Source organism: Pantoea ananatis PA13, from assembly GCF_000233595.1.
Taxonomy (GTDB): Bacteria; Pseudomonadota; Gammaproteobacteria; order Enterobacterales; family Enterobacteriaceae; genus Pantoea; species Pantoea ananatis.
The window spans coordinates 2,839,003-2,865,535 of the sequence record NC_017554.1 but is presented as its reverse complement, the minus strand read 5'-3'; the positions used below and the strand labels follow the sequence as shown (position 1 = coordinate 2,865,535).

Annotated in this window: 21 protein-coding genes; 7 read left to right on the top strand and 14 right to left on the bottom strand. The window is 52.9% G+C overall.

Annotated features, from left to right (window positions below; all coding sequences use genetic code 11):
- Nucleotides 1–56 precede the first annotated feature (56 nt).
- Complete coding sequence (gene mfd / locus PAGR_RS13470; RefSeq protein ID WP_014606122.1) at nucleotides 57–3,506, bottom strand: transcription-repair coupling factor; 3,450 nt, start codon at nucleotides 3,504–3,506, stop codon at nucleotides 57–59.
- Nucleotides 3,507–3,529: 23 nt separating this feature from the next.
- Nucleotides 3,530–3,697, bottom strand: coding sequence for a hypothetical protein (locus tag PAGR_RS23730; protein ID WP_162470455.1), 168 nt, complete (start codon nucleotides 3,695–3,697; stop codon nucleotides 3,530–3,532).
- A 217-nt stretch (nucleotides 3,698–3,914) separates the two neighbouring features.
- Between PAGR_RS23730 and lolC the strand changes: the two genes are divergently transcribed.
- The 5 genes from lolC (at nucleotide 3,915) to pepT (ending at nucleotide 9,631) form a co-directional block, all read left to right on the top strand.
- Nucleotides 3,915–5,114, top strand: coding sequence for a lipoprotein-releasing ABC transporter permease subunit LolC (gene lolC / locus PAGR_RS13465; protein WP_014593442.1), 1,200 nt, complete (start codon nucleotides 3,915–3,917; stop codon nucleotides 5,112–5,114).
- The gene (gene lolD, locus PAGR_RS13460; RefSeq protein WP_014606120.1) at nucleotides 5,107–5,811 is read left to right on the top strand and encodes a lipoprotein-releasing ABC transporter ATP-binding protein LolD; all 705 of its coding nucleotides are present in this window, start codon (nucleotides 5,107–5,109) and stop codon (nucleotides 5,809–5,811) included. The genes lolC and lolD overlap by 8 nt, the downstream gene beginning before the upstream one ends.
- A complete protein-coding gene (lolE, locus tag PAGR_RS13455) occupies nucleotides 5,811–7,055 on the top strand; it encodes a lipoprotein-releasing ABC transporter permease subunit LolE (protein WP_014606119.1) in 1,245 nt (414 codons plus the stop codon). Before lolD ends, lolE begins: the two co-directional genes overlap by 1 nt.
- A gap of 122 nt (nucleotides 7,056–7,177) precedes the next feature.
- Complete coding sequence (gene cobB / locus PAGR_RS13450) at nucleotides 7,178–8,011, top strand: Sir2 family NAD+-dependent deacetylase (protein WP_014606118.1); 834 nt, start codon at nucleotides 7,178–7,180, stop codon at nucleotides 8,009–8,011.
- A gap of 390 nt (nucleotides 8,012–8,401) precedes the next feature.
- Nucleotides 8,402–9,631, top strand: coding sequence for a peptidase T (gene pepT / locus PAGR_RS13440; RefSeq protein WP_013025392.1), 1,230 nt, complete (start codon nucleotides 8,402–8,404; stop codon nucleotides 9,629–9,631).
- Between the two features lie 64 nt (nucleotides 9,632–9,695).
- Here pepT and PAGR_RS13435 read toward each other — a convergent pair whose 3' ends face one another.
- The 8 genes from PAGR_RS13435 to rluE all read right to left on the bottom strand — a co-directional run bounded on the left by PAGR_RS13435 (nucleotide 9,696) and on the right by rluE (nucleotide 17,545).
- Nucleotides 9,696–10,820, bottom strand: a complete 1,125-nt coding sequence (locus tag PAGR_RS13435; protein ID WP_013025393.1) for a ribosomal protein uL16 3-hydroxylase — start codon at nucleotides 10,818–10,820, stop codon at nucleotides 9,696–9,698.
- Nucleotides 10,821–10,877: 57 nt separating this feature from the next.
- Nucleotides 10,878–12,344: a two-component system sensor histidine kinase PhoQ gene (gene phoQ / locus PAGR_RS13430; RefSeq protein ID WP_033765901.1), complete on the bottom strand. Its 1,467-nt coding sequence runs from the start codon at nucleotides 12,342–12,344 to the stop codon at nucleotides 10,878–10,880.
- Nucleotides 12,345–12,346: 2 nt separating this feature from the next.
- Nucleotides 12,347–13,015 carry a two-component system response regulator PhoP gene (phoP, locus tag PAGR_RS13425; RefSeq protein ID WP_013025395.1) on the bottom strand — a complete coding sequence of 223 codons (669 nt, stop codon included), beginning with the start codon at nucleotides 13,013–13,015 and terminating at the stop codon, nucleotides 12,347–12,349.
- A gap of 107 nt (nucleotides 13,016–13,122) precedes the next feature.
- On the bottom strand, nucleotides 13,123–14,493 hold the full coding sequence (purB, locus tag PAGR_RS13420) for an adenylosuccinate lyase (protein WP_014606117.1): 1,371 nt from the start codon (nucleotides 14,491–14,493) through the stop codon (nucleotides 13,123–13,125).
- Nucleotides 14,494–14,535: 42 nt separating this feature from the next.
- Nucleotides 14,536–15,177, bottom strand: a complete 642-nt coding sequence (gene hflD / locus PAGR_RS13415; protein WP_014606116.1) for a high frequency lysogenization protein HflD — start codon at nucleotides 15,175–15,177, stop codon at nucleotides 14,536–14,538.
- Nucleotides 15,178–15,211: 34 nt separating this feature from the next.
- Entirely contained in the window at nucleotides 15,212–16,324 is a 1,113-nt protein-coding gene (gene mnmA / locus PAGR_RS13410; protein ID WP_014606115.1) for a tRNA 2-thiouridine(34) synthase MnmA, read from the bottom strand.
- Nucleotides 16,325–16,363: 39 nt separating this feature from the next.
- Nucleotides 16,364–16,837, bottom strand: a complete 474-nt coding sequence (locus tag PAGR_RS13405) for an NUDIX domain-containing protein (RefSeq protein ID WP_013025399.1) — start codon at nucleotides 16,835–16,837, stop codon at nucleotides 16,364–16,366.
- 48 nt (nucleotides 16,838–16,885) lie between these two features.
- On the bottom strand, nucleotides 16,886–17,545 hold the full coding sequence (gene rluE, locus PAGR_RS13400) for a 23S rRNA pseudouridine(2457) synthase RluE (RefSeq protein WP_014606114.1): 660 nt from the start codon (nucleotides 17,543–17,545) through the stop codon (nucleotides 16,886–16,888).
- A 110-nt stretch (nucleotides 17,546–17,655) separates the two neighbouring features.
- Between rluE and icd the strand changes: the two genes are divergently transcribed.
- Together icd and PAGR_RS13390 are read left to right on the top strand one after the other, a co-directional pair.
- A complete protein-coding gene (gene icd, locus PAGR_RS13395) occupies nucleotides 17,656–18,906 on the top strand; it encodes an NADP-dependent isocitrate dehydrogenase (RefSeq protein WP_013025401.1) in 1,251 nt (416 codons plus the stop codon).
- Nucleotides 18,907–19,651: 745 nt separating this feature from the next.
- The gene (locus PAGR_RS13390; RefSeq protein WP_014606113.1) at nucleotides 19,652–20,683 is read left to right on the top strand and encodes a glycosyltransferase family 9 protein; all 1,032 of its coding nucleotides are present in this window, start codon (nucleotides 19,652–19,654) and stop codon (nucleotides 20,681–20,683) included.
- Between the two features lie 486 nt (nucleotides 20,684–21,169).
- Here the strand turns inward: PAGR_RS13390 and PAGR_RS13380 are convergent, their stop codons facing one another.
- The 4 genes from PAGR_RS13380 to PAGR_RS13365 are packed head-to-tail and all read right to left on the bottom strand — an operon-like array spanning nucleotide 21,170 to nucleotide 26,491.
- Nucleotides 21,170–21,841 carry a fimbrial assembly chaperone gene (locus PAGR_RS13380; RefSeq protein WP_232285094.1) on the bottom strand — a complete coding sequence of 224 codons (672 nt, stop codon included), beginning with the start codon at nucleotides 21,839–21,841 and terminating at the stop codon, nucleotides 21,170–21,172.
- Between the two features lie 22 nt (nucleotides 21,842–21,863).
- A complete protein-coding gene (stbD, locus tag PAGR_RS13375; protein ID WP_044042557.1) occupies nucleotides 21,864–23,159 on the bottom strand; it encodes a fimbrial usher protein StbD in 1,296 nt (431 codons plus the stop codon).
- Nucleotides 23,160–23,196: 37 nt separating this feature from the next.
- Nucleotides 23,197–25,758, bottom strand: a complete 2,562-nt coding sequence (locus PAGR_RS13370; protein WP_014606110.1) for a fimbrial outer membrane usher protein — start codon at nucleotides 25,756–25,758, stop codon at nucleotides 23,197–23,199.
- Nucleotides 25,730–26,491: a fimbria/pilus periplasmic chaperone gene (locus PAGR_RS13365; protein WP_014606109.1), complete on the bottom strand. Its 762-nt coding sequence runs from the start codon at nucleotides 26,489–26,491 to the stop codon at nucleotides 25,730–25,732. The genes PAGR_RS13370 and PAGR_RS13365 overlap by 29 nt, the downstream gene beginning before the upstream one ends.
- Nucleotides 26,492–26,533 lie beyond the last annotated feature (42 nt).

The following is a 26,533-nucleotide window of genomic DNA, read 5'->3' as shown; positions in this document are numbered from 1 at the left end:
CATAAAAAAAGCCGCCCTGAGCGGGGCGGCTTCGCTTGATGCTGGTGGTGAGCGGGTTAAGAGGCGACCCGGTTTTCCATGAGCTGCGCCATAAACGACTGCACCCATTCCATACGCACCTTTCTTTCCGCCAGTTCACGGGTAAAGCGCAGGCGCGTCGGGCCTTCAAGCTTCCACTGCTTCGCATCTTTTTGCAGCAGGCCGATTAGCCAGGCAGGATCCACACTGTTTTGCGGCGCGAAATCAAAATAGCCACCTTTATCGCTGGCTTCGATTTTACGCACGCCAAGTGCTCTGGCCTTCATCCGCAACAGGGCAATGTCCAGCAGGTTACGGGCCGGATCGGGTAGCAGACCGAAGCGGTCGATCATTTCCACCTTCAGCTCCTGCAACTCGTCTTCTGCTTCGGCACTGGCGATGCGTTTATACAGCGACAGGCGCGTATTCACGTCCGGAATAAACGCCTCGGGCAGCAGGGCGGGCATACGTAACTCGACTTCAGTTTGATTGCTGGTGAGATCTTCGAGGGAAGGTTCCCGACCGGCTTTCAGGGCATCGACCGCATTTTCCAGCAGTTCCATGTAGAGTGAAAAGCCCAGCGTTTCCATCTGACCACTTTGTTCTTCACCCAGCAGTTCGCCCGCGCCACGAATCTCCAGATCGTGCGTCGCCAGGGCAAAGCCTGCGCCCAGATCTTCCAGCGAGGCGATAGCTTCCAGGCGTTTTTGCGCGTCGGTCGTCATGGCTTTCGGGTGCGGCGTCAGCAGCCAGGCATAAGCCTGGTGGTGCGATCGGCCTACGCGTCCGCGCAGCTGGTGCAGCTGCGCCAGCCCGAAGTGGTCGGCGCGCTCAATAATAATGGTATTGGCCGTTGGGATATCAATGCCGGTTTCAATAATGGTGGTGCAGACCAGAACGTTGAAACGCTGATGATGGAAGTCATTCATCACCCGCTCAAGGTCGCGCTCGCGCATTTGCCCGTGGCCGATGGCGACGCGCGCCTCTGGCACCAGTTCCGTCAGGCGCTGAGCGGCTTTCTCAATGTTCTCAACATCGTTGTACAGGTAATAAACCTGACCCCCACGCAGGATTTCGCGCAGAATCGCTTCGCGGATCACCAGATCGTCAAATTCCCGAACAAAGGTTTTTACCGCGAGTCGACGCGCTGGTGGCGTGGCGATGATGGAGAGATCGCGCATTCCGCTCATGGCCATATTCAGAGTGCGGGGGATCGGCGTAGCGGTCAGCGTCAGAATATCGACATCGGCACGCATCGCTTTGATGCGCTCTTTATGACGCACGCCAAACCGGTGCTCTTCATCCACAATCAGCAAGCCCAGATCGTGCCATTTGATATCGCTCATCAACAGCTTATGCGTACCAATCAGAATGTCGATTTTGCCTTCGCTGGCTTCCTGCAGTATCTGGTTTTGCTCCCTGGCGCTGCGGAAGCGGGACAGCATTTCGATGCGCACGGGCCAGTTAGCGAAACGATCGCGGAAGTTATCATAGTGCTGCTGTGCCAGCAGCGTGGTCGGCACCAGCACCGCCACCTGCTTATTGTTTTCCACCGCCAGGAAGGCGGCACGCATCGCCACTTCTGTTTTACCGAAGCCCACATCGCCACAGACCAGACGATCCATCGCCAGCGGCTGACACATATCGCTTAACACGGCATTGATAGCCTGAGCCTGATCGGGCGTGGTTTCAAACGGGAAACTTTCGCAGAAGAGCTGATACTGCTCGCGGTCGTGTTTAAAGGCATAGCCGCTTTTTGCCGCGCGCTGCGCATAGATATCCAGCAGCTCGGCGGCGACGTCGCGCACTTTCTCGGCCGCTTTCTGACGGGCGCGTGACCAGGCATCGCTGCCCAGCTTATGCAGCGGCGCGTTTTCATCGGCGCCACCCGCATAGCGGCTGATCAGATGAAGCGAGGAAACCGGCACGTACAGCTTGGCATCGTTGGCATAAGAGAGCATCAGATACTCGGCCTGGATGCCGCCGGCTTCAAGCGTGGTCAGGCCGATATAGCGGCCCACACCATGTTCAAGATGCACGACCGGCTGCCCCGGATGCAATTCCGCCAGGTTGCGGATGAGAATGTCCGGATTAATGGTACGGCGCGTATCCTGGCGGCGACGGCTGATGCGCTCGCCCAGCAGATCGCTTTCACAGATCAGCGCACGATGGCCTTGCGTATCCACAAAGCCACGCTCGCTGGCGCCGATCATCAGCACATGCTCTCCGGCGCTGACTTCGCGCAGATGATGAATGGCCTTAGGGCGAATTTTGATGCGCGCCAGCAGCTCTTGCAGGCTTTCACGGCGGCCTTCGCTCTCCACGGAGAACACGACGCCGCCGCTGAACTGCTCCAGAAACTGACGCAGGTTATCCAGCGGGGCTTTCGCCTGGGCCTGAACCGATAAGTCCGGCAGAGATTCATAACCCAGGTTGGTGTTGGCCGCTTTGGCCGGCAAAACGTCATGGGTCATACGGATGCGCGGCCAGGCTTTCAGCTCGCTCATCAACGCATCCGGCCTCAGCCACAGCGTGGCGGGCTCAAGCAGCGGACGCATCGGGTCAACACGGCGATTTTCGTAGCGCGCGTTGGCATCATTCCAGAATCGGTCTGCGCCGCCTTCCAGATCGCCGCAGTTAACAATCAGCGTATTATCAGGCAGATAGCTGAACAGCGAGGGTAACGGCTGTTCAAAGAACAAGGGTTGCCAGTATTCAATACCGGCGGGCAGGGTGCCTTTGCTCACCTGCTGATAAACATGCTCGGCTTCACGGCGAACATCAAAAATTTCACGCCAGCGGCTGCGGAAGAGCTCTATAGCGGCTTTATCGCTGGGAAACTCGTGGGCCGGCAGCAGATTGATGGCGGGAACGGCTTCCAGCGTGCGCTGGCTGTCGACGTCAAACAGGCGCAGGCTGTCGATCTCGTCATCAAAAAAATCAATACGGTAAGGTTGCTCGCTGCCCATCGGGAACAGGTCGAGCAGAGCGCCGCGGGTCGCGTATTCCCCGTGCTCCATCACCTGGTCCACATGGCGGTAGCCCGCCTGTTCAAGCTGATCGCGCAGGCGATCGCGTGACAGTTTCTGACCCTGCTGCATCACCAGCGCATGGCCGTGCAGGAAGCTGTGCGGGCAAACGCGCTGCATCAGCGTGTTGACCGGCATAATCAGCATGCCGCGCTGCAAGGTAGGCAGTTGATACAGGGTGGAAAGACGGGCCGAAATAATGTCCTGATGCGGTGAGAAACTGTCATAAGGCAGCGTCTCCCAGTCTGCGAGATGCGTGACAGGCAAATCGGTAAACTGACGAATCTCGTCCAGCAGCCGCAGGGCGGTTTGCGTATCGGGTGTAATCATTAACACCGGACCAGCATGACGCTCGGTAATGCTGGCACACTCAACCGCGTGCGCAGCGCCAGTCAGCTGGCCGAGCTGGCGTTGATCGCCAGATTTCACGGGCAGGGTATAGCGAGTCGGTTCGGACATGTGATCTCGAGGTTGCTCCATTTTTACCAGGGCGTAATCATTCCATAATACGCCATGGGGATCACCTCTGCGGTAAATTTTTCTACCGCTTCGCCTTTGGGCAGGCGTGACTGAAGGGTTGCTGTGTGTAAATCTTTTTTGCGAACAAGGTCCGCAGGAAAGTCAAACGGGTACATCAGCGTGACGTTCATTGCCGTCATCACTTTAGGATACGGAGTATATCGGCTTGCGCGCTGAATAATCGTACGATTAACCCCCTCTTTGTAGCCTAATCCTGTGCATCGAACACTTTCCTAACCTATTCTGATACAACTTTGCAGCAGACTCAGAGGGTTAGTGGTTTCATAAAGTGGGCCGCTCCTTTATCATCCTCTCTACTTATTTTCCAGCAACTGCACATTGGATTCCATGTATCAACCTGTCGCGCTATTTATCGGTCTGCGCTACATGCGCGGAAGAGCCGCAGACCGTTTCGGTCGCTTTGTCTCCTGGCTCTCCACCATTGGTATCACGCTTGGCGTGCTGGCAATGATTACTGTGCTGTCTGTGATGAATGGTTTCGAGCGAGAGCTTGAGGGCAACATCCTGGGCCTGATGCCGCAGGCGCTGGTCACTAGCGACAAAGGCAGCATCAATCCTCAACAATTCCCGGCATCCGCTCTTAAGCTGAACGGCGTTAACCGCATTGCGCCGTTAACCACCGCGAACGTCGTGCTGCAAAGCCCACACAGCGTTTCGGTTGGGGTGATGTTAGGCATTCAGCCGGATGAAAAAGACCCGCTTACGCCCTACCTCGTTAACACCCAGCAGACTGTGCTGCAGCCGGGACAGTACAACGTTATCCTGGGTGAACAACTGGCCTCGCAACTCGGCGTCAAACGCGGAGATACGCTGCGATTAATGGTGCCGTCGGTGAGCCAGTTCACCCCGATGGGCCGCGTACCGAGCCAGCGCCTGTTTACCGTCGCCGGAACCTATGCGGCTAACAGCGAGGTGGACGGCTACCAGATCCTGGTCAATCAACAGGATGCCTCACGGATAATGCGCTATCCGGCAGGGAATATCACCGGCTGGCGTCTGTGGCTGGATAAACCGCTGCAGGTAGATACCGTCACTCAGCAACGCTTACCGGCGGGAATGGTATGGAAGGACTGGCGCGAGCGTAAAGGGGATCTGTTCCAGGCCGTGCGCATGGAAAAGAACATGATGGGGCTGCTGCTGAGCCTGATTATTGCCGTCGCTGCCTTTAATATCATCACCTCGCTGGGCCTGTTGATCATGGAGAAGCAGGGCGAAGTGGCTATTCTGCAAACCCAGGGATTAACCCGCCGTCAGATTGTCGCCGTCTTTATGGTACAGGGCGCCAGTGCCGGCATCATCGGCACGCTGCTCGGTGCGCTGCTGGGCGTGCTGTTAGCCAGCCAGCTCAACAACCTGATGCCGGTTATCGGCCTGTTCCTGGATGGCGCGGCGCTGCCCGTCGATATTAATATGTGGCAGGTGGTGACTATCGCCTTCAGCGCAATGATTATTGCGCTGCTTTCCACGCTTTACCCTTCATGGCGCGCTGCCGCCGTACAACCCGCTGAGGCTTTACGCTATGAGTAACTCTCCTTTGTTGCAGTGCCGTGACCTGTGCAAACGCTATCAGGAAGGCAGCGTCCAGACCGACGTACTGCGCAATGTGACCTTTGATGTGCAACCTGGTGAACTGATGGCGATTGTTGGCAGTTCGGGTTCAGGTAAAAGTACCCTGTTGCACCTGCTGGGCGGGCTGGATGCGCCCACCTCGGGAGAAGTGGTGTTTGACGGCCGTTCGCTAAACGGGATGTCATCCTCTGCTAAAGCGGAGTTACGTAATCGTGAGCTCGGCTTTATCTATCAGTTTCACCATCTGCTGCCTGATTTCACCGCGCTGGAAAATGTCGCCATGCCGTTACTGATCGGCAAAGTGGCTAAAGGCGAAGCGCAAACCCGCGCGCGCGAAATGCTGGCGGCGGTCGGGCTGGAACACCGTGCGGCGCATCGTCCCTCGGAACTCTCTGGCGGTGAACGTCAACGTGTGGCTATCGCCCGTGCGCTGGTTAACCGCCCGCGCCTGGTCATGGCCGATGAGCCAACGGGTAACCTGGATGCGCGCAACGCCGACGCGATTTTCGAACTGTTGGGTGAACTGAATGTGCGTCAGGGCACCGCGTTTCTGGTGGTGACACACGACCTGCATCTGGCGAAGCGCATGTCGCGGCAGATGGAGATGCGTGACGGCCAGTTAAGCGATCGCATCGTTCTTGCGGGAGCGGTCTGATGGGATCGTCGTTATCGCTGCTGTTGGGGCTGCGTTTTAGCCGCGGTCGCCGTCGCGGAGGAATGGTTTCGCTGATCTCCGTTATTTCCACGATCGGTATCGCCCTGGGCGTGGCGGTATTAATCATTGGCCTCAGCGCAATGAACGGATTCGAACGTGAGCTGAACAAGCGCATTCTGGCCGTAGTGCCGCACGGGGAGATTGAAGCGGTTAATCCGCCGTTTCAGCACTGGCAGTCCATGATTGCGCCGATTGAGCAGGTACCGGGTATCGCCGCTGCGGCTCCCTATATCAATTTTACCGGACTGATTGAAAGCGGCACAAAGATGGAAGCGCTGCAGGTTAAAGGCGTGGATCCGGCGCAGGAACCGCGTCTAAGCGCGCTGCCGCAGTTTGTCACAGACAACGCCTGGGCAAGCTTTGCGCCGGGTAAAAGTCAGATCATCCTCGGCGGCGGCATTGCTCAGGCGCTGAACGTGAAGCAGGGCGACTGGATCACCATCATGATCCCTAACAATGATGGCGAAAATAAGCTACTGCAACCTAAACGCATTCGTTTGCAGGTGAGCGGCATTCTTCAGTTGAGCGGCATGCTGGATCACAGCCTGGCGCTGGTGCCGCTTGCGGATGCGCAGCAATATCTGGATATGGGCGACAACGTCACCGGTATCGCGCTGAAAATGAACGATCCGTTCCAGGCGGCTAAACTGGTGCGGGCGGCCGGAGAAGTCACGCACGCTTACGTCTATATCAAAAGCTGGATCGGCACCTACGGCTATATGTACCGCGATATTCAAATGATCCGCGCCATCATGTATCTGGCGATGGTGCTGGTTATTGGCGTGGCCTGTTTCAACATCGTTTCCACGCTGGTGATGGCCGTGAAAGACAAGAGCAGTGATATTGCGGTACTGCGCACGCTGGGGGCGAAAGACGGGCTGATCCGCGCCATCTTTATCTGGTATGGCCTGCTGGCGGGCTTACTGGGCAGCGTCAGCGGCGTAGTGGTTGGGGTGCTGGTGGCGCTCAACCTCACTTCGCTGATGAAAGGGCTGGAATCCCTGACCGGTCACCATTTATTAGCGGGCGATATCTATTTCATTGACTTCCTGCCGTCTGAATTACACTGGCTGGACGTGTTTTCGGTATTGATTACCGCTATTGTGCTAAGCCTGCTGGCAAGTTGGTATCCGGCGCGGCGCGCCAGTCGTATCGATCCGGCTCGCGTGCTGAGCGGCCAGTAATCAGCTCAGGCGCACGCGCCTGACAGCAGGATGATGTAAACCTTAAACCGACCACCGGGCCTCATCGCCCGCTTTATATTGACCCGCGGTAGCTGCCTTTCGCTACCGCACCAGGAGACTTTATGCGTACACCTCGTCGCCGTTTACGACTTGCCCGCCTGAAGAAAACGCGCAGAAAAGTGCATCAGCGCTTTCGCCAGCGTATTTTCGAACGCGATCGTCAGGCCGAACTGGCGGCGCACCCGTTGCCGAGAATCGTTGTCTTAACGGGTGCGGGGATATCCGCAGAATCGGGAATTAACACCTTTCGTGCCGCTGACGGATTATGGGAAGAGCACCGGGTAGAAGATGTCGCGACGCCAGAAGGTTTCAGACGTGACCCGGCGCTGGTTCAGCGTTTTTATAACGCCCGTCGCCAGCAGCTTCAGCAACCGGAGATCCAGCCCAACGCGGCACATCTTGCCCTGGCGGAGCTTGAACAGGTATTGGGCGATAACTTTCTGTTGGTCACGCAGAATATCGATAATTTGCATGAACGCGCGGGCAACAGCCGCGTGCTGCACATGCACGGCGAGCTGTTAAAAGTGCGCTGCGCCAACAGCGGCCAGGTTATCGACTGGCATGAAGATGTCACGCCAGAAGATCGCTGTACCTGCTGTCAGTTCCCCTCGGTGCTGCGTCCGCACGTCGTCTGGTTCGGCGAAATGCCGCTCGGCATGGAAGAGATCTACCAGGCGCTGGAGCAGGCGAATCTGTTTATCGCCATTGGCACCTCGGGCCATGTTTATCCGGCCGCCGGATTCGTCCATGAGGCAAAACTGCAGGGGGCGCATACGGTAGAGCTGAACCTTGAACCGAGCCAGGTCGGTAACGAGTTTGCCGAAAGCCACTATGGACTGGCCAGCGAGGTGGTGCCTGCTTTTGTGCATAAGCTGCTGCACGCGCTACACAAATAACGCCTTGTGCCGCCGGATGAATCGCGGGCTACTCGCCCGCTGTTCATCCAGACAGGTTTCCAGCGTCCTTCTGTCCTCCTTCGTTTCCGCGCGATCGCCGCACCATTTTTTCCGCCCAATAACCATTGTATGTCGCCTGTCCGCAGGCTGCCAGCGGCCCCACGCAGACCCGCACAGCGGTCAAAAACAGGCCCAGCTTTAACGCTGCGGGCGACGGCCGTGAAAAGCGTGCGAAAATCGCCGCAAAAAACAGCAGTTGCATGCTTTTTAATGCAATTCGCCATTCTTAATTTGCCGCACAGGGACTAACCTGAAGGATAATGATTTGACGCAACGCGACCGCTTGCTCGTCTGTTAATAATAACGGGCGGCAAATTTTAAGGATGGCATATGAAGCAATTACTCGAACGCTTTTTGCGTTATGTGGCAGTGGAAACTCAGGCAAAACCTCAGGCACGTCAGGTGCCAAGCAGTGAAGGGCAGTGGATTCTGGCCCGCCAGCTGCAGGAAGAGCTGCTGGCGTTGGGCTTTGTTGATGTCAGCCTCAGCGATCACTGCTGTGTGATGGGCACGTTACCGGCAAATGTTGACTGGCCAACGCCGGTTATTGGCTTTATTTCTCATATGGATACCTCGCCGGATTTTACTGCGAAAAATGTCAATCCGCAGATCATCGAAAACTACCGGGGCGGAGATATTGCGCTGGGAAATGGGGATGAAGTGCTGTCACCGGTGATGTTTCCGGTGCTCCATAAGCTGACGGGGCACACGCTGATTACCACCGATGGAAAAACCCTGCTGGGTGCCGATGACAAAGCCGGTATAGCAGAAATCATGACGGCGATGGCGCGGCTGGCAGAGGGCGATATTCCGCACGGCGCGATTCGCGTTGCCTTCACCCCGGATGAAGAGATTGGCCGCGGCACATCGCATTTCGATGTTGAAGGTTTTGCGGCCGACTGGGCTTATACCGTTGACGGTAGCGATGTGGGCGAATTCGAATACGAAAACTTCAATGCGGCTTCGGCGCTGGTGAAGGTGGTGGGTAACAACGTTCACCCCGGCTCCGCGAAAAACGTGATGGTGAATGCGCTGGAACTGGCCACCCGCTTTAACGCCGCGCTGCCTGCCGGAGAGAAACCAGAGTGCACTGACGGCTATGAAGGCTTCTTCCATCTTCACCAGATGAAGGGCACGGTTGAAAATGCGGAGATGCACTACATCATCCGTGATTTCGATACGGCAGCCTTTGAACAGCGGAAAAATACGCTGCTGCAGGTGGCGGAGGAGATCAACAAGGGATTGCATCCGGACTGCTCTGTTACCGTGGAGATCAGCAACAGCTATCGCAACATGCGTGAGAAAGTCGAACCTTTCCCGCACATTATCGACCTGGCCCTGCAGGCGATGCGCGACTGCGGCATCGAGCCGGTGGTGAAACCGATTCGCGGCGGTACGGACGGTTCGTCGCTGTCATGGAAAGGGCTACCTTGTCCAAACCTGTTTACCGGTGGCTATAACTATCACGGCAAACATGAATTTGCGTCGCTGAATATTATGGCGCAATCGGTTGAGGTTATCGTCCGTCTGGCGGCGCTGGCGGGGCAGAGAAAAGCCTGAATATAAAAGGCCGCGTTGCCCGACAGGGCAACGCGGCCGTTAAAACCGTGGCAACGGCAAGGCGTTATTCCGCGCTAAAGTACCAGTAACCGGCGTTGACCAGCCCGGCAATCTGCGCCAGTACCGCGGGATCGTCCAGCGCATCACCCAAATCCTCAAGCGCGATTTCGTGATTGTGCGCCAGCACAGCCATGACCGCCGGGTGCGCGCATTCAACGCGTTCGCCGTTGATATAGACGGCATTGCCCAGCGTCAGGACGCGTAAGCCGCCAAGGCGCGACAGCACATCGCCCTGCTGCAGCGCATCGTAGATTTCATCGGGCTGATAAGGCGGCTCCGGCGGCGCAACGTCAAGTTCATGTCGGGACTGCGAAATAAACTCACCCAGCCACTGTTCAAAATGCGCTGGCTGATTCACCACATCCAGCATCACCTTGCGCAAGCCTTCGACCTCCTGCGGCAGGATCAGCGACGGGCAGTCACGCGCGGGCACGTCCGGATCGCTGTAACGCAGGCTACCCAGCTCATTCGCCAGCGCGTAATCGGCAAAGCCGCTAATCAGCTCACGCCCGCTGGGCGCGCGGAAGCCCACAGAGTAGTTCAGAGCATTTTCCAGCGAGTATCCTTCGTGCGGAAATCCGGGTGGAATATACAGAATATCGCCCGGCTCCATCTCTTCATCAATGATGGCATCGAAAGGTTCGACCTGAAGCAGGTCAGGATGAGGACAATGCTGTTTCAGCGGTACTTTTTCTCCGACGCGCCAGCGACGACGGCCGGTGCCCTGAATGATAAACACATCATACTGGTCAAAGTGCGGGCCAACGCCTCCGCCGGGTACGGAAAAGGAGATCATCAGGTCATCTAAGCGCCAGTCCGGCAGAAAGCGGAAAGGGCGCATCAGCGCGGCGGAAGGCTCATGCCAGTGGTTCACCGCCTGCACCAGCAGTGACCAGTTGTTCTCACCCAGGTGGTCATAACTTTCAAACGGACCGTGGCTGACCTGCCACTTTTCGTTTTGCTGGCTGACCAGACGGCTGTCGACCTCATTTTCCATAGCTAATCCCGCCAGTTCATCAGGCGAGATGGGATCGATAAAGTTCTTGAAGCCACGCTTCAGCACCACCGGGCGCTTTTGCCAGTAACGCTGAATAAAATCGGGCCAGTTGAGATCGAGCTGATAATCCATAGAGAGATTCCGCTAAGGGCTGTAAATACCCGCAAGTATAACAGCCCGCGGCGTGAACTACTCGCGGCGATGTTCCATTTCCTGCCGCTCAAACACCACTTCCATGCGCGCACCGCCTAGTGGGCTACTAGAGGCAATGACCTTACCGGCATACTGTTCGAGAATATCGCGAACTACCGCCAGCCCCAGCCCCTGACCGGGACGTAAGGTATCGGCGCGCTGCCCACGCACAAATATCATATCGCGTTTGCTTTCAGGAATGCCCGGACCGTCATCATCGATATAAAGATGCAAGGCATGGTCGGTCTGATGGGCGCTGACTTCAATAAATTCCAGACAGTACTTGCAGGCATTATCCAGGACGTTACCCAGCACTTCCATAAAGTCATTCTGATCGCCGAAGAAGGTGGTTTCTGGTGAGATATCCAGCGTGATTTCGACGCCTTTACGCTGATAAACCTTATTCAGCGCTGAACACAAGCTGTCCAGCAAACCGGACACTGAATGCAGATCGCGCTGTAGCGGATTGTGATCGGCCTGCATGCTGGCGCGGTGCAGGTAATATCCCACCTGCTGCGAAATGCGGCTGATCTGCTCCAGCATAATCGGTTCGGCCTGTTCCACCGTCAGCTCTTTACCGCCGCGCAGAGAGCGCAGGGTAGTTTGCAGCACCGCCAGCGGCGTTTTCAGGCTATGGGTCAGGTCAGCAAGCGTGGTGCGGTAGCGGGTATACCGCTGACGTTCGTTGGTCAGCAGCAGATTAAGGTTACGCACCAGCGAGCGTAACTCCTGCGGCGGATTGTCATCCAGGTTTTCACGCTGTCCGGTTTCCAGCTCGCGCACCTGAAGCGTTAAATGCCCGATTGGACGCAGGCTCCAGTGGGCCGCCAGCCAGAGCAAGGGAACGATTAAAATCAGGTTGGCCGCCAGCACATAGCTGAACCATGACCAGACCACATCGGAATGCTGAAGCTCCTGCGGAATCGTATCGACCACGACAATGGTCAGCGCGGGCAGATTGGTTGTCGCGTCATAGCGGTTTACCGCTACCGAGTGGGTAAAGGTGTCCTGATCGTCATCGTCATTATCCCAGGCGTGGAGCTGCTGCTGAGCGGTAAGGTTATCGCCCATCGCAGCCCGGCTGGTGCTGTTGTTGGTATCTATCTCATAGAAGTCCGGCTTCAACAGCCATTCAGGTTGGATCTTTTCACGAATTTCCGGCACGTCGCGCTGCTGCCAGAGCAGTTTGCCGTGTTCATCATAAATAAATACCAGCGTTGGGAAATTGAGCATCGTGCGCTCAGGCTGGGCGATGGTGAGCTTATTATCTTTCCACTGTGCCAAGGTGAAAAATAAATTACTTTCTCCCCGCATCACGCGATAGGTATTTTTATCAAAACTTACCACATAGCCAATGACCGCAACCATGCCATAAGAAAGGGAAAGAATTAATACAATGGCGGCGGAAGCCAGTAAGAAGCGCGTCCGCAGCGAAATAGGGCGATAGCGTTTAAACCAGGACATCATCAGAGATCAAAGCGGTAGCCCTGGCCGCGAACGGTAGCGATGACTTCGTCAGAGTGCAGCGCAAGAATCTTTTTACGCAGACGTCCCATTAAAACATCGATCGTGTGACTTTCACGTAACTCTGCATCGGGATAAAGCTGCAGCATTAAGGAGTCTTTACTCACCACTTTGCCAGCGTTGCGAATAAGGGTTTCCACAATCGTGTATTCAAATGCGGTCAGCTTAACGGGCTGGTCGTGAATCGTGAGTTCGCGACGGGATAAATCCACCTGAAAGGGGGCCATGGCAATAATCTGCGACGCATGACCGCTGTTGCGGCGCATTAATGCCTGCAGGCGTGCGGCGACTTCCTCAATATGAAAAGGCTTCGTCACATAATCATCCGCACCGGCTTCCAGGGCTTCGACTTTCGCCTGCCAGCCTTCGCGTGCGGTCAGGACCAAAATAGGCTGACGCACGGCGTCATTACGCCAGCGACGAATTAACGACATGCCATCTTCGTCCGGTAATCCCAGATCGACCAACGCAATGTCGGGCAGATGTTCCTGGAGAAAATAATCGGCTTCTTTGGCATCTTCGGCAGCATCAACCTGATGACCCATTTCTCGCAGTTGTACTGAAAGATGGTGGCGCAGCAGGGCATTATCTTCCACAACCAGAACACGCATAGGATTTCCTTTAGCATCAGATCGAAACGAACTTAAACAAGTATAAGCGAAATGAACTAAACAGCAGGTTAACGCAGACCGGCGGCAACCGGTCTGCAGGCAGGATTTTATTTCAGGTCATCAACCATCTGAATCGCGCGACCAATATAATTTGCCGGGGTCATCTGTTTTAAGCGAACTTTTTCGTCTTCCGGCAGCGCCAGGCTGTCGATAAAGGCCTGCATACCGGCCGCATCAACGCGCTTGCCACGGGTCAGTTCTTTCAACTTCTCATAAGGTTTTTCAATACCGTAGCGACGCATAACGGTCTGGATCGGCTCTGCCAGCACTTCCCAGTTATGATCCAGTTCGTCAAGCAGACGATCGCGGTTCACTTCCAGCTTGGAAATGCCTTTCAGGGTAGCCTGATAGGCGATCAGCGCGTAACCCACGCCCACGCCAAGGTTACGCAGCACGGTAGAGTCGGTCAGATCGCGCTGCCAGCGGGAAACCGGCAGTTTGCTGGCCAGGTGCTGCATCACCGCGTTTGCCAGGCCCAGATTGCCTTCTGAGTTTTCGAAGTCAATCGGGTTTACTTTATGCGGCATGGTGGAAGAGCCGATTTCGCCCGCGATGGTTTTTTGTTTGAAGTGGTTCAGCGCCACATAGCCCCAGATATCGCGATCGAAATCGATCAGGATGGTATTAAAGCGGGCGATGCAGTCGAACAGCTCGGCAATATAGTCGTGTGGCTCAATCTGGGTGGTGTAGGGATTCCAGGTAATGCCCAGCGAGGTCACAAATTCTTCGCTTAACTGGTGCCAGTCGGCTTCCGGGTAAGCGGCAATGTGCGCGTTATAGTTGCCCACGGCACCGTTGATTTTGCCCAGCACTTCAATCTGCGACAGCTGGCGTAGCTGACGTTCCATGCGGTAGGCCACGTTGGCCATCTCTTTACCCATGGTGGACGGCGTTGCGGGCTGACCGTGAGTGCGTGACAGCAGAGGAATGTCACGGTATTCCTGTGCCAGTCCTTTTACCGCGGCAATCAGCTGCTGCCAGTAAGGCAGAATGACATCGCGACGCGCCGTTTCCAGCATTAACGCGTGAGACAGGTTATTGATGTCTTCAGAGGTACAGGCGAAGTGAATAAACTCAGACACCGCGTGCAGCGCAGGCACGTCAGCCACTTTTTCTTTCAGGAAATACTCAACCGCTTTCACGTCATGGTTAGTGGTGCGCTCAATCGTTTTGATGCGCGCGGCGTCCGTTTCATTGAAACTGGTGACAATCCCATCAAGGAAAGCGTTTGCGTCAGCATCAAATGCAGGAACTTCCTTGATCTCTGCGGTCGCAGCCAGTTTTTGTAACCAGCGAACTTCAACCTCAACGCGGAACTTCAGCAAACCAAATTCGCTGAAGATTGCGCGCAGCGGGCTGACTTTATCGCCGTAACGACCATCGACAGGTGAGACGGCGGTCAGAGAGGATAATTCCATCAGTGCAACTCCTGATTCATTTACGGTGTTTGCCCCACTGACTCAGTAAGCCAGTGGCAGGCGGGATAAAAGGGCTTTGGCTTCGCGCAGCAGGCGCTGGCGCGAAAACATCAGCTGCAGTCGGCCTCCGCCGACCTGCTGCCAGAGTACGGCGGCACGAATACCGGCCAGCAACGTGGCGCGAACTTTACTTTGTAACAGGGCATTCTGCAGGACAGCCGGGGAACCGGTAACCTGAATGCGCGGCCCGAGCGGGCTGATGACATCCACATAAATACCGGCCATGGCGCTCAGAATCGTGTCCGATTCCAGTTCGTAGTGCGCCAGTTGGCGATCGAGCTGGCTGATGCGCTGGGCCAGCGTATTCATGGCCTGCTTGTTGGCATTCAGTTTGCGCTCCAGCACCATCAGACTCAGCGTATAACGGGTCAGCTCTGCGCTGGCGCCTTTACGGTTGCTGCTGTTCAGCACCGCCATCAGGGTTTCAAGCCCAAGGCGCAGGTTGGCTTCATTGTTGCCGAATACCGCCAGCGTGGAGGTGGGGTTGAGATCCAGCACGCTGCGCAGGGATACCGTCAGCGCTTCAGGCTGACAGTGACCCTGATTGGCTAACTGCTGCACCAGATGGGCAGCCTGGCAAATGCCCGCCAGCGCGAGGGTGATTTCCTGATAGTTTTTTGCCACGGTCACTCCTGTTTACGCGTTATTAGCGCCGGTATTATGCGGCAACCCAAGGCAAACGCTCTTCAATGATGCCGCCACCCAGGCAAACATCGCCAAGGTAGAACACCGCAGACTGCCCCGGGGTGACCGCGGCAACCGGTTCGTCGAACCGGACTTCAATTTTGTCATCGCCTTGCGGAATGATTTCGCAGGGGATATCGGTCTGGCGATAGCGGGTTTTCACCGTACAGCGCAGCGGGGCGCGGAGCGGCTGACGATCGACCCAGTGCAGTTGCTGGGCGATGAGGCCGACCGACATCAGACGCGGGTGATCGCCACCCTGCGCCACGATCAAACGATTACGCGCCACGTCTTTATCTACCACATACCAGGGATCGTCTTTGCTTTCTTTCATACCGCCGATGCCCAGCCCTTTGCGCTGGCCCAGCGTATGGTACATCAGCCCCTGATGCTCACCGACAACCTGGCCATCAACGGTTTCGATTTCACCGGGCTGAGCGGGCAGGTAGCGCGCCAGGAATTCACGGAACTTGCGTTCACCGATGAAACAAATGCCGGTGGAATCTTTTTTCTTAGCCGTGATTAATTCAAGCTCTTCAGCGATGCGGCGGACTTCGGGTTTTTCCAGCTCGCCGACCGGAAACAGGCTCTGGGCAATTTGTTCATGGCTGAGCGTATAAAGGAAGTAGCTCTGGTCTTTGTTTCCATCCCGTCCGCGCAGCAGATGGCTGCGGCCGTCACTGTCCTGACGACGGACATAGTGACCGGTTGCGATAAAGTCTGCGCCCAGATCTTCAGCGGCAAACTCCAGAAACGCTTTGAACTTAATTTCTTTATTACACAGGATATCGGGATTCGGTGTGCGACCGGCCTTGTACTCTTCAAGGAAGTGCTCAAAGACGTTATCCCAGTATTCCGCCGCAAAATTCACTTTGTGCAGTTTAATACCCAGTTTGTCGCACACGGCTTGCGCATCCGCCAGATCGTCAGCGGCGGTACAATACTCCTCGCCATCGTCTTCCTCCCAGTTCTTCATGAACAGGCCTTCAACCTGATAGCCCTGCTGTTGCAGTAACCAGGCGGAAACGGAAGAATCGACGCCGCCGGACATCCCGACGATCACTTTTTTCTGGCAGTTATCAGACATCACAAGCTCGCAAAACAATAAAACAGGCGGCGCATTCTATCACGCTGAAGTCGGGTGCGCACCTGCATGAAACGGCCAGTTGAACGGGCTAATCAGGTCTAACGGGTAGCGAACCCCCTGTTGCCATCGACGTACGCTTTCTGCCACCAGCGGCGAACGCAGGTTAGATGCCGTCAGTATCTGCTCTGGCGGCAGCCACCAGCAGCGGTCAATGTCGCTGTCCTGTGGAGCGGTGGGCAGTGGCGCATCCAGATCCAGACCAAACAGAAACCGCACAAAAGGCGTATTATCGGGGGCTATCCACTGGTTGATTCCAATAAAATACTGCACCGCGGCGTCAATTCCTGTCTCTTCAATCAGTTCACGCTGCGCGGCTTCATGAAGCGTTTCGTCGGCTTCAAGATGACCGGCGGGCTGGTTCCAGGTTGCCACACCGTTCACCTGTTCTTCCACGACCAGAAGTTTTCCCTGTGCCTGTACCAGGCACGCCACGGTGACATGCGGTTTAAACATCAATCCTCCGGAATTGTTAACTTGAAGTTATGGAAATGATAACAGCATTCAGACTAAGGTGCTGATATCCCGCCATTCGCCGGGGGCCAGATTATCCAGCTCAAAGTCACCCATCGCATAGCGCACCAGGCGCAATGTCGGGAAGCCAATATGGGCGGTCATGCGTCTGACCTGGCGGTTGCGTCCTTCATACAGGGTAATTTTCAGCCACTGCGTGGGTATCGCTTTTCGCTCACGAATGGGCGGCTGACGTGCCCACAACCACGCGGGTTCTGCTACTTTTTCGATACCGGCTGGCAGAGTAAGGCCGTCTTTCAGATTAACCCCATCCCGTAGGGGCTGCAGATCGCGCTCTTCTGGCGCGCCTTCAACCTGAACATAATAAATCTTGCCGGTACGCTTGCCGGGCTGGGTGAGCGCGGCCTGCAAGGCTCCATCGTTGGTCAGCACCATCAGTCCTTCACTGTCGCGGTCAAGACGACCCGCGGCATAAACCTCGCTCACATCAATAAAATCTTTAAGCGTCCGGCGGCCGGCTTCGTCCGTAAACTGCGGTAACACATCAAAGGGTTTATTGAACAGGAGCACGCGCCTGACGGCAGGCGGCGCTACCGCTTTACGTTGCACGGGGCGAGTTTGTCGGCTGAATCGTTTATTTGGTTGAGAAGTCTGATTAGTTTTTCGCATAAGCTTTGCAGTCAGAAACATTCAGCGCATTATAACGCGAAATTGCGGTGATTGGCGTGGCGTCAATATTCAAGTAGTATTGACGCGCATCTTACAAATCATTAACAAAAAATCGCTCGAAGGAGAGGTTAATGGAAAGCAAAGTAGTTGTTCCGGCGGAAGGTCAGAAAATCACCCTGAATCAAGGCAAACTGGTTGTGCCAAACAACCCGGTTATCCCTTATATCGAAGGGGATGGTATCGGTGTTGATGTTTCACCAGTGATGCTGAAAGTGGTTGATGCCGCTGTGAAAAAAGCCTACAACGGCGAGCGTAAAATCTCCTGGATGGAGATTTATACCGGCGAAAAATCGGTTGAACTCTACGGTCAGGATGTCTGGCTGCCGCAAGAAACCCTCGATTTAATCAAAGAATACCGCGTAGCGATCAAAGGTCCACTGACCACGCCAGTCGGCGGCGGCATCCGTTCTCTGAACGTTGCGCTGCGTCAGGAACTTGATCTGTACGTTTGTCTTCGTCCGGTTCGTTACTACACCGGCACACCAAGCCCGGTTAAACGTCCTGAAGATACCGATATGGTGATCTTCCGTGAAAACTCAGAAGATATCTATGCCGGTATCGAGTGGAAAGCGGGCACGGCAGAAGCCGACAAAGTGATCAAATTCCTGCGCGAAGAAATGGGCGTGAAGAAAATTCGCTTCCCACAGAACTGCGGCATCGGCGTTAAGCCTTGTTCGGAAGAGGGGACCAAGCGCCTGGTGCGTGCGGCAGTGGAATACACCATCACTAACGATCGTGATTCACTGACTCTGGTTCACAAAGGCAACATCATGAAGTTCACCGAAGGCTCATTCAAAGACTGGGGTTACCAGTTAGTGAAAGAAGAGTTCGGCGGCGAGCTGATCGATGGTGGTCCATGGATGAAGTTTAAAAATCCAAACACCGGCAAAGAGATCGTTGTGAAAGACGTGATCGCGGATGCCTTCCTGCAGCAAATCCTGCTGCGTCCGGCTGAATACGACGTTATTGCCTGTATGAACCTGAACGGCGACTACATTTCCGACGCCCTGGCGGCGCAGGTTGGCGGTATTGGTATCGCACCAGGCGCAAACATCGGTGACGAATGTGCCCTGTTCGAAGCAACCCACGGTACAGCACCGAAGTATGCGGGTCAGGATAAAGTGAACCCAGGTTCCGTCATCCTGTCAGCTGAAATGATGCTGCGTCATATGGAATGGTTCGAAGCCGCAGACCTGATTGTTAAAGGCATGGAAGGCGCAATCGCTGCTAAGACCGTGACCTATGACTTCGAACGTCTGATGGATGGCGCTAAACTGCTGAAATGTTCAGAGTTTGGTGACGCGATTATCGCGAATATGTAACACCAGCCTTGCCTGATCCAGCCAGCATAGATCTCAATTTATGCTGGCTTTTCTTTTCTCCAATCCTTTCCCCGAATCCTCCCCAAAACTGATTGTAAAACATGCTGCTCAGGCGGCTACAATCGTCCAGTCTTTTCCACGATCATCTTGGTATTTTGACGTCTACGGAGGTGAAGCGTGATCGATTTATTTCTATGTATTAAATCCATTAGCCTTGTAAGACTTTTCGAAAAGTGAACGTTGCCCACGAAATGCGGAGCTTTCTGAATTGGCCAAAAAAGGTCGGTATGATTTCTGACGTTTTCAACATATTCTTTGTATATCATCCGAAGTTTGCTGCATCAGTAACGTGGCGGTGAGCAAAAAGTGAACAAAGGACTCAGGCAAACCCTGTATTCTGGCGAAGCAGGCCGGAGGATGATATTGGTTTGACATTGACGGTTTTGTTTTTAACGAAGAAAAATGATTAAAAATGAACAAGACTGAACCCGAACAGTGCGTCATGGTCTCACCATCATAGTGTGTATCTAAACAGAGTAAACGGCTTCTTCGTCCCGGATAATTTATAATATATACTGTGGCCTGAGTGATGGCGTAATGTTAATGTGCATAAGATGCGTCTGGCAGATTAATTGCATCGGCAATGCTATTTATGGTTAGACCCTTAGGATGTTAAGGCTTGAGTCGGGACAATTTAAATGAGTAAAATCACAAAACAATTCGCTGCAAAATTATTTCTTTCCATGTGGAAAGTAACCGGCTATCGCGTAAGAAAATTGCCCGTTTTTCTGAAAATGATAATCTTAAAAGCATTGCTATTATTTCAAATACGGCCTTGGGTGATTTTTTATTTAACACGCCTTCTATTCGTGCAATAAAAGAACGCTGGCCAAATGCCAAAATTACGCTGGTCATCTTAAAGAGAAATCATCCCCTGGTAGAAGGGAGTAATATTTTTGATGAGGTTTTATATTGGGGAGGAAAAGTTTCAGGTATGCTCTCTTTGATAAAATCATTAAGAAAAAATCAGGTTGAGGCAACGTTCATCCTTCATTCGCGAACGCCTTATGATATCCTTACCGCTTCGTTAGCAGGTTCTCGTTATATTTTTAAAGATGTTTATTATACTGATTATCAGGGCAGAAAAGACTTTATTCTGAAAACATGCTTGTCTTCGTTTTACGATAACAGAAAAAAAGGGAATATCCACTTTATTCGCCAAAAAACTGAAATGCTTGAATCAGTAGGCATTATGGTAAAGTCTGAATCAATGTTTATTCCCGCACCCTATAAACCTCAGCGCTATGATAAGACAGTTATTGGCATACATGCTGGGGCATCCAGTACAGAAAGATGCTGGCCTGAATCTGCTTTCTCACTGTTAATCAGTAAATTAATTAATGAGTATAGCGATTTGGTTATTGAACTCATCGGTGCTCCAGGAGAAAAAGCCCTAAATCAACGCATCATTGAGGGAATGGAATCGCAAAGTGACAGGGTGATCAACGTTGCAGGAAGTACAAATTTGATACAACTGGCTGAGAAAATAAGTGGTTTCACGACGTTAATTGTTGGAGATACAGGCCCTTTACATCTTGCTATCGCGGTAAAGACACCGACAGTTGCCTTGTTTCCTAACCAGAGCACGATAGACGGTGGCGCGCCCCTTCAAGACAAAGGTATCCATCAGGTTTTACATCCAGATGATGAAAAAAATGGATTGCGTGGAATCAACTGGACTCATGTATATGATGCGGTAGCGCGAAATCTGTCTTGAAAATATCTCAGGAGGAAGGGGTAAGCCGTCCTCCTTTTATCGATTTTTTACTTAATGGAGCTAATGTAAGCTCGTCATGAAAATAAAAAATAAATTCAATGGATTTTTATAAATAATCTTTCTATGGCTTCTCATTTTTGTTTGGCTTGAAATAATGGGTTTATAATGCTGATATAATATCGCCTAAGAAAAAATAGTGTTTTGAATTTTTTTTTTTGGCTGCTAACTCTGCGTGTTTTATAATTTATCTGTTTCTGTTTCTGTTTCTGTTTCTGTTTCTGTTTCTGTTTCTGTTTCTGTTTCTGTTTCTGTTATCTGATATGTCATGTTGCATCTTCTCACAATGCCGAAAGCAGAAAGCGTTAATTTTCTACTGTCTGAACAGAAGATCATTGATGAGGCATCAATGTTCAACGCCTTATTGAAGATTTACTACACTCCAGCGCGAGGGCATTTTATCCACTGTTCCGAATATGCTCCATTCAGCTAGTGAACGACGGTATCGAGAAGCGTACCGTGATACTTCTCAGCATTACCATTCTGATTAATGACTTCATAGGACACGATGGAGCCAGGATTAAGCGATGTGGAAGGGGAAAGCAGAACATAAGAATGCGGTTGCACCATAATATCCCTCAGCACAGCATTATCCACTTTCGCATTCAGGCTCATATACCAGGGCGTTGGATTTGTTATTTTTAGCTCTTGTCCCTTTAGGATAAAGTTCAGCTTCTTTGCATCCTCTGGCTGAGGCGCTCTTAACCCTGTTGGCCGTACGAACACTTTCAAACGCAGGCGCAGTGGCAATATCAGCTTCCGTGGGTTCTGACCATCGGATTTTTTGATCGCCGGTATCTGATAAAGGTTTAGCCAGTATAAGGTTTCTTTATCCGGGGCGAGCGCAGAACGTGTGGTCAGCATCAGTTTCACCGAACGGACTTCGCCGGGCTGCATGTTAAATATCGGCGGCATAGCCATCACAGGTGTTTTACTTTTATCGGGCGACAGATGGATATCACCTTCATCCGTCCAGATTTGCACAATGGCAGGGCTTTCTGCCTTGTTTATCAGGTTGACGGATTGTGCAGTGTCCCCAGCGTTAAAAACAATCCGTGTTTTATCGATATTCACGGCGGCCTGATTGACGCCCGGTAGCATAAACATCGACAGCAGCATGAATCTACTGAAAACTAACAACGACCTGTAACTGAGCATTGACGGTTCCTGCAGTAGTGATCTGTCCGGGAATGGCTTCAAGCGAGGCGGTGAAGTCTCCTTGATAGGTTTCACCATGACTTGAGGAAATCAGTGAGGTTAAGTCTTTATAGGCATACCATCCACGACTGTTTCCTGAGCCGGTGCTGGTAAAATCCGGTAATAAATTCATGGCTGTTCCATTGCTGTTGTAGATTTTAATTCCCACTCCTGACGCAACGTCGCTATTGCCATACCGGGTGTCCAGTAGCCAGGTTAAGCCGCCGCCGCTGGTCGTCAGGCCAAGGCTGTTCGCCTTTGCCACGGCATTGGGTTGATTGACCAGAAAGCCCATGGCGACATTCGCTGCGCTGCTGGTTGACGCGTTGATGCTGGAAATCGCGCCCGATTCGCACTGAAGCGCGACAGAAAAGGGCGCCTGGCTGCTACCGCCTGCGGCCAGCGTGGCGGTGCTGACGGTAGGAAGCAATACGACGGAAGGGTAATCTTTCACTTCACAGATTGCACCGCGGACATAGGTGACGTTTTTATATGTGCTCCAGCCGCCAGGCCAGTTGTTGTAAAATCCATTCCAGACAGTGCTACTGTCTTTGCCTTCATCAAGGTTATTTGTATCTAACCCTGGCCCTTTAAAAGCGATATATCCCCGTGGTTGTGCATGGCCATCGACGTAACGATTAGCGCTGTTTCCGTAATAGCTGGTAGAGTCAATTTTAAACATCTCATAAAGCACATTACTGAAAGCGCTGGCGGGGATATAAATATACTGTCCATCGGAATACCAGTCATCAGCGGTAAGTTTACGGCTCTTCCAGTAACGGCTGTAATATTCTCCTGTGGCAAGATTAGTCAGGCGAACGGCAACATTTTTCACATAGTCATAATAAGCACCGTCGACTTCGCTGGTGCTGTTTTTCCCGGCAAAAGGTGAATCACCGTTAGTGGCGTACATTTCATACAGCTTATCGGCATCGGCCTGCGCGCACCGATAAAGAATCTGGTTCGGAGTGTAGGCTTTGTTAGTGGATGCTGTCAGAAAATTACCCACTGAACTCGCCAGCAGCGTACCTGAGGGTTGAAATGTATTACCCGAGTTGATGCTGATGATCGACGGCAGGCCCACATTGCCTGAGCAGGTATCGCAGGCACCTGACCACGAACTTGCCGTGTAACCTGCCTCCTTCGCCTCCGTTGAAAGTGAAGATGCGCTCGTTACCTTGCTGCAGTTTGCCAGCAGCGGCAGCGGCGTTGCGCACAGCATTGCGATGAAGAAAAAAGATCGATTTAAAGACACTGCATCACTCCTTGCTACACAGGCTGTCGAGGTGGATGATTTGGCTGTCAAACTGGCCGGTAATCTGATAATTAACCCGGCAGCGCTGCGGCCCGTTGTTATTCCAGCTTACGCGCAGCACCCCCGAGTCATGAGGCACGCGCGCATATAGCTGCCCCCCCTGGCCAACCACGCCGATTACCGTATTCTCTGCGTCACGGACCTCAGCGCCCATGGGCGGCATCTCACCGTTGGCTGTCTTCAGATTGATGAGGACCGCTTTGCCTTTGAGCGTGGCGAAATGCACCTGCACCACCGCACCGGCATAAGGCACCACGCGTTGACTTCCACCGCTCAGTTCCGCGTCAGCCTGCATGTTGAGTGTGTCCAGACTGACGGTGTTTTCGCGATAGGAGGTCAGAGAAGGTAAAATGGCATAGCCGAACGCATCCACAACAGCACCCTGACCATTACGCACTGTCGCGCCTTGCGCGCCCTCGGCTTTTATTAACGCAAACGTATCACTGGTATAGGGGCCCGCCGTCACCCCACCGCGATGCACAACCAGGGTGCCTGACGAGCCTAATCCGACCTGGCGATAACTCTCGGCCTGCCCATAACTGGCGCGTACCGCACCCAGTCGGGTATTTTGTTGCAGATTGCCACCGAAACTCAGAGCACGATTGCGCTGCCCATCCCGGTTCTGATCGAGGCCAGAGTAGAGTGAATAAGATAAGTCACGGTTATCGCCTGCCGTTCCCGACAGCGACAGGGATGTGTTGCGATTTTGACTGGACTGGTTAACGTTATAAGCGACTGACGAGAGGCTTTTACCCCAGTCAAGCGGAATGGATACGTTGAGTGAAAAGGTATTTTCGGTGTATTTTTGCTGGCGGCTGTCATCCTGCTGTAGGGAAAAACCTGAATCATAGCGGTTGTTATACCAGACCGTACGCTGACGACCTATGTTGATACCGTAGCTGATAGTTTTCCAGGTGTTGCTATAGCCAAGTTGCAATTGCGTGATGCGCGACTGGTTATTGTAATAATCAGCAGTACTGGCACTCAAACTGATCAAACCGAATCTGTCCATGGACTGACTCAGTGTGGCAGTCAAACGGTTACGCTGATTTAATGAATCAGAATAATACTGAATGCCTGCGTCTTGCTGACGTCTCACGCCCAGAACATCCTGCAAATCACGGAACCCACTCGTTGAATACCGGTAGGCAGCCAGAACCAGGTTGGTGCCTGTGTCAAACGTCTTGCTGTAGTTGATCTCCGCGCGCCAGCCTGACGCTGTTTTGTTCTGTTCAACCCGCGCATGTGAAAAGGTGCTGTTCATTCCCAGTGCGCCGATCTCTGTTGCCAGCACGCCACCTAACAGCCACGCCTGATAATCGTTTGCCTGCCTGGTACCCGCCGTCGCCGTCAGGCGATTACTGATGCCCCGTTGCAGAATGCCCTCAAAAAAGGTGTTATTGACACGGTAATATTGGCGAACCCGTCCCAGCGCCAGCGAGTACTGCCAGTTGCCCGGGCGCACAGAGTCTGGAACGGAAGCATAAGGAACGGTAAAGGTCGAACGCTTACCGTTAGCTTCAATGACCTCAACAGCGAGGTCACCCTGATTGCGCGTGTTGTACAAGTCATCAATGACAAAAGGGCCTGGTGGCACTGTGGTTTCATAGATCACTTTATCCAGTTGTTTAATGACAACCCGCGCGCTGGAGGTTGCCACGCCCCTGACTTCAGGGGCATAACCCCGCCTGCCTTGTGGCCACATCCTTGGGTCGGTAGACAATTTAATCCCGTTAAAAGCCAGGCTGCCAAACAGGGAACTGTCGGTGGCATTGTCACCTAAAGACAGTATGCTGTTAAGCTGTTCCAGCGGGCGTTGTACCCAGCTTTTCACGGTGTTGTAACGGTATCGACTGCCGCCTGCACTGTCATTGAGATAGCGCGCATTACCCTGATGACGGAACTGCCACTTCATCAGATTGGTACCCGCGGTGATCCCACTCCATAAATATTGATAGCGATAATCAGACGTACGGTTTTCGGTCCAGGTGTAATTGGTGTTGTGCCGTAAAAATACTGCACTAATACCTTCTTCCCATTCAGATGTAGGGATGTAACCTCTCGGCTTCTTATCGAGGCTTGAGTTTGGGATCGTGAGCTGTAATTGCAGTGATGCCGGATCAAATTGCCAATGACCGTCTGATGACCAGTAACCCAGTGGATGACACTGCTCTTCAGGTTCAGGCGTGGGTGGCACTTTTAGCTGCAGCAAGGCAACAACCTTTGACGGAAGGCAAGGTTCCGCATCCTGTTGGAGGTCAGACTGGATAAACGCGATTTTGACACCGGATGTAACCCGTTTATTATTGAGATAAATATCGACCAGATAATTGCCAGCAGGCGTGGCGTTCTGATTAAATTGTTCAATGTTCTGTCCAAATGCCGAGCCTTTAAACAGACTTGAGTCAAAATAATAATCTTCGCAGTAAGCATGCTGAGAAAAGGAAATCGAAATGGTGAATGCAATTAATTTTGAGTTAATTAATTTCAACCTTATAGTTTTCACTTATTCTGGCTCCCTGATCGTTAACTGCAGCAACGGAGACAATGTTTACGCCCTGTAAACGTTTTTTATCCGTACTGAACCAAAAGGTTTTTTTGCTAAAAGGCGGAATCATATCAGCATCGGAATGCAGGTCTTGATTTGCCACCTTAAATGAAATGTCGAGTAATGAAGCATGCCAGGGTTGAGGGTTATTGATTTCAATGCCCAGCCCTTTATGATTATCGTGAACGATTTTAAGCGAGATATTCTTTAATATATTATTCGGGTTTCCCACTGAAACAGGACGGTAAAAGATTTTAAGGCGGTTTCGTAACATGACCATCATGGCATTTTGATTATTTTCATTTTTCAGATTCGCAGGGGGGATCTGCAATGTGTTAAACCAAAAGACAGACTCCCGATCCTGAGGGAGAGGCAGGCTACCGTTGAATATAATTCGTGCAATTTGGCCAGTCTTGGGCTGTATACGAAAAACGGGTGGTGTCACAATAAAGGGCGTTTGACTGCTTTGCTCAGGTTGAGAATTGGCATCGCCGTTATCAAACCAGGCCTGAATAACATAGGGGATATCACCGTTGTTTTTTAACTGCACATCAACGGTTTTGGCACTGGCAGGGTAAATGAGACGGCTACCAAGAATAGTCACGTTCGCTCTGGCGTTATTTACTGCAAGTAAGAACAGGAAAGTAATGAAAAATAATTTTAGCGCAAACACCAGCCAGCGGTTTTCCATATTTGATTCCTCAAAAAAACGTGCGCCCCATAATAACCGTGG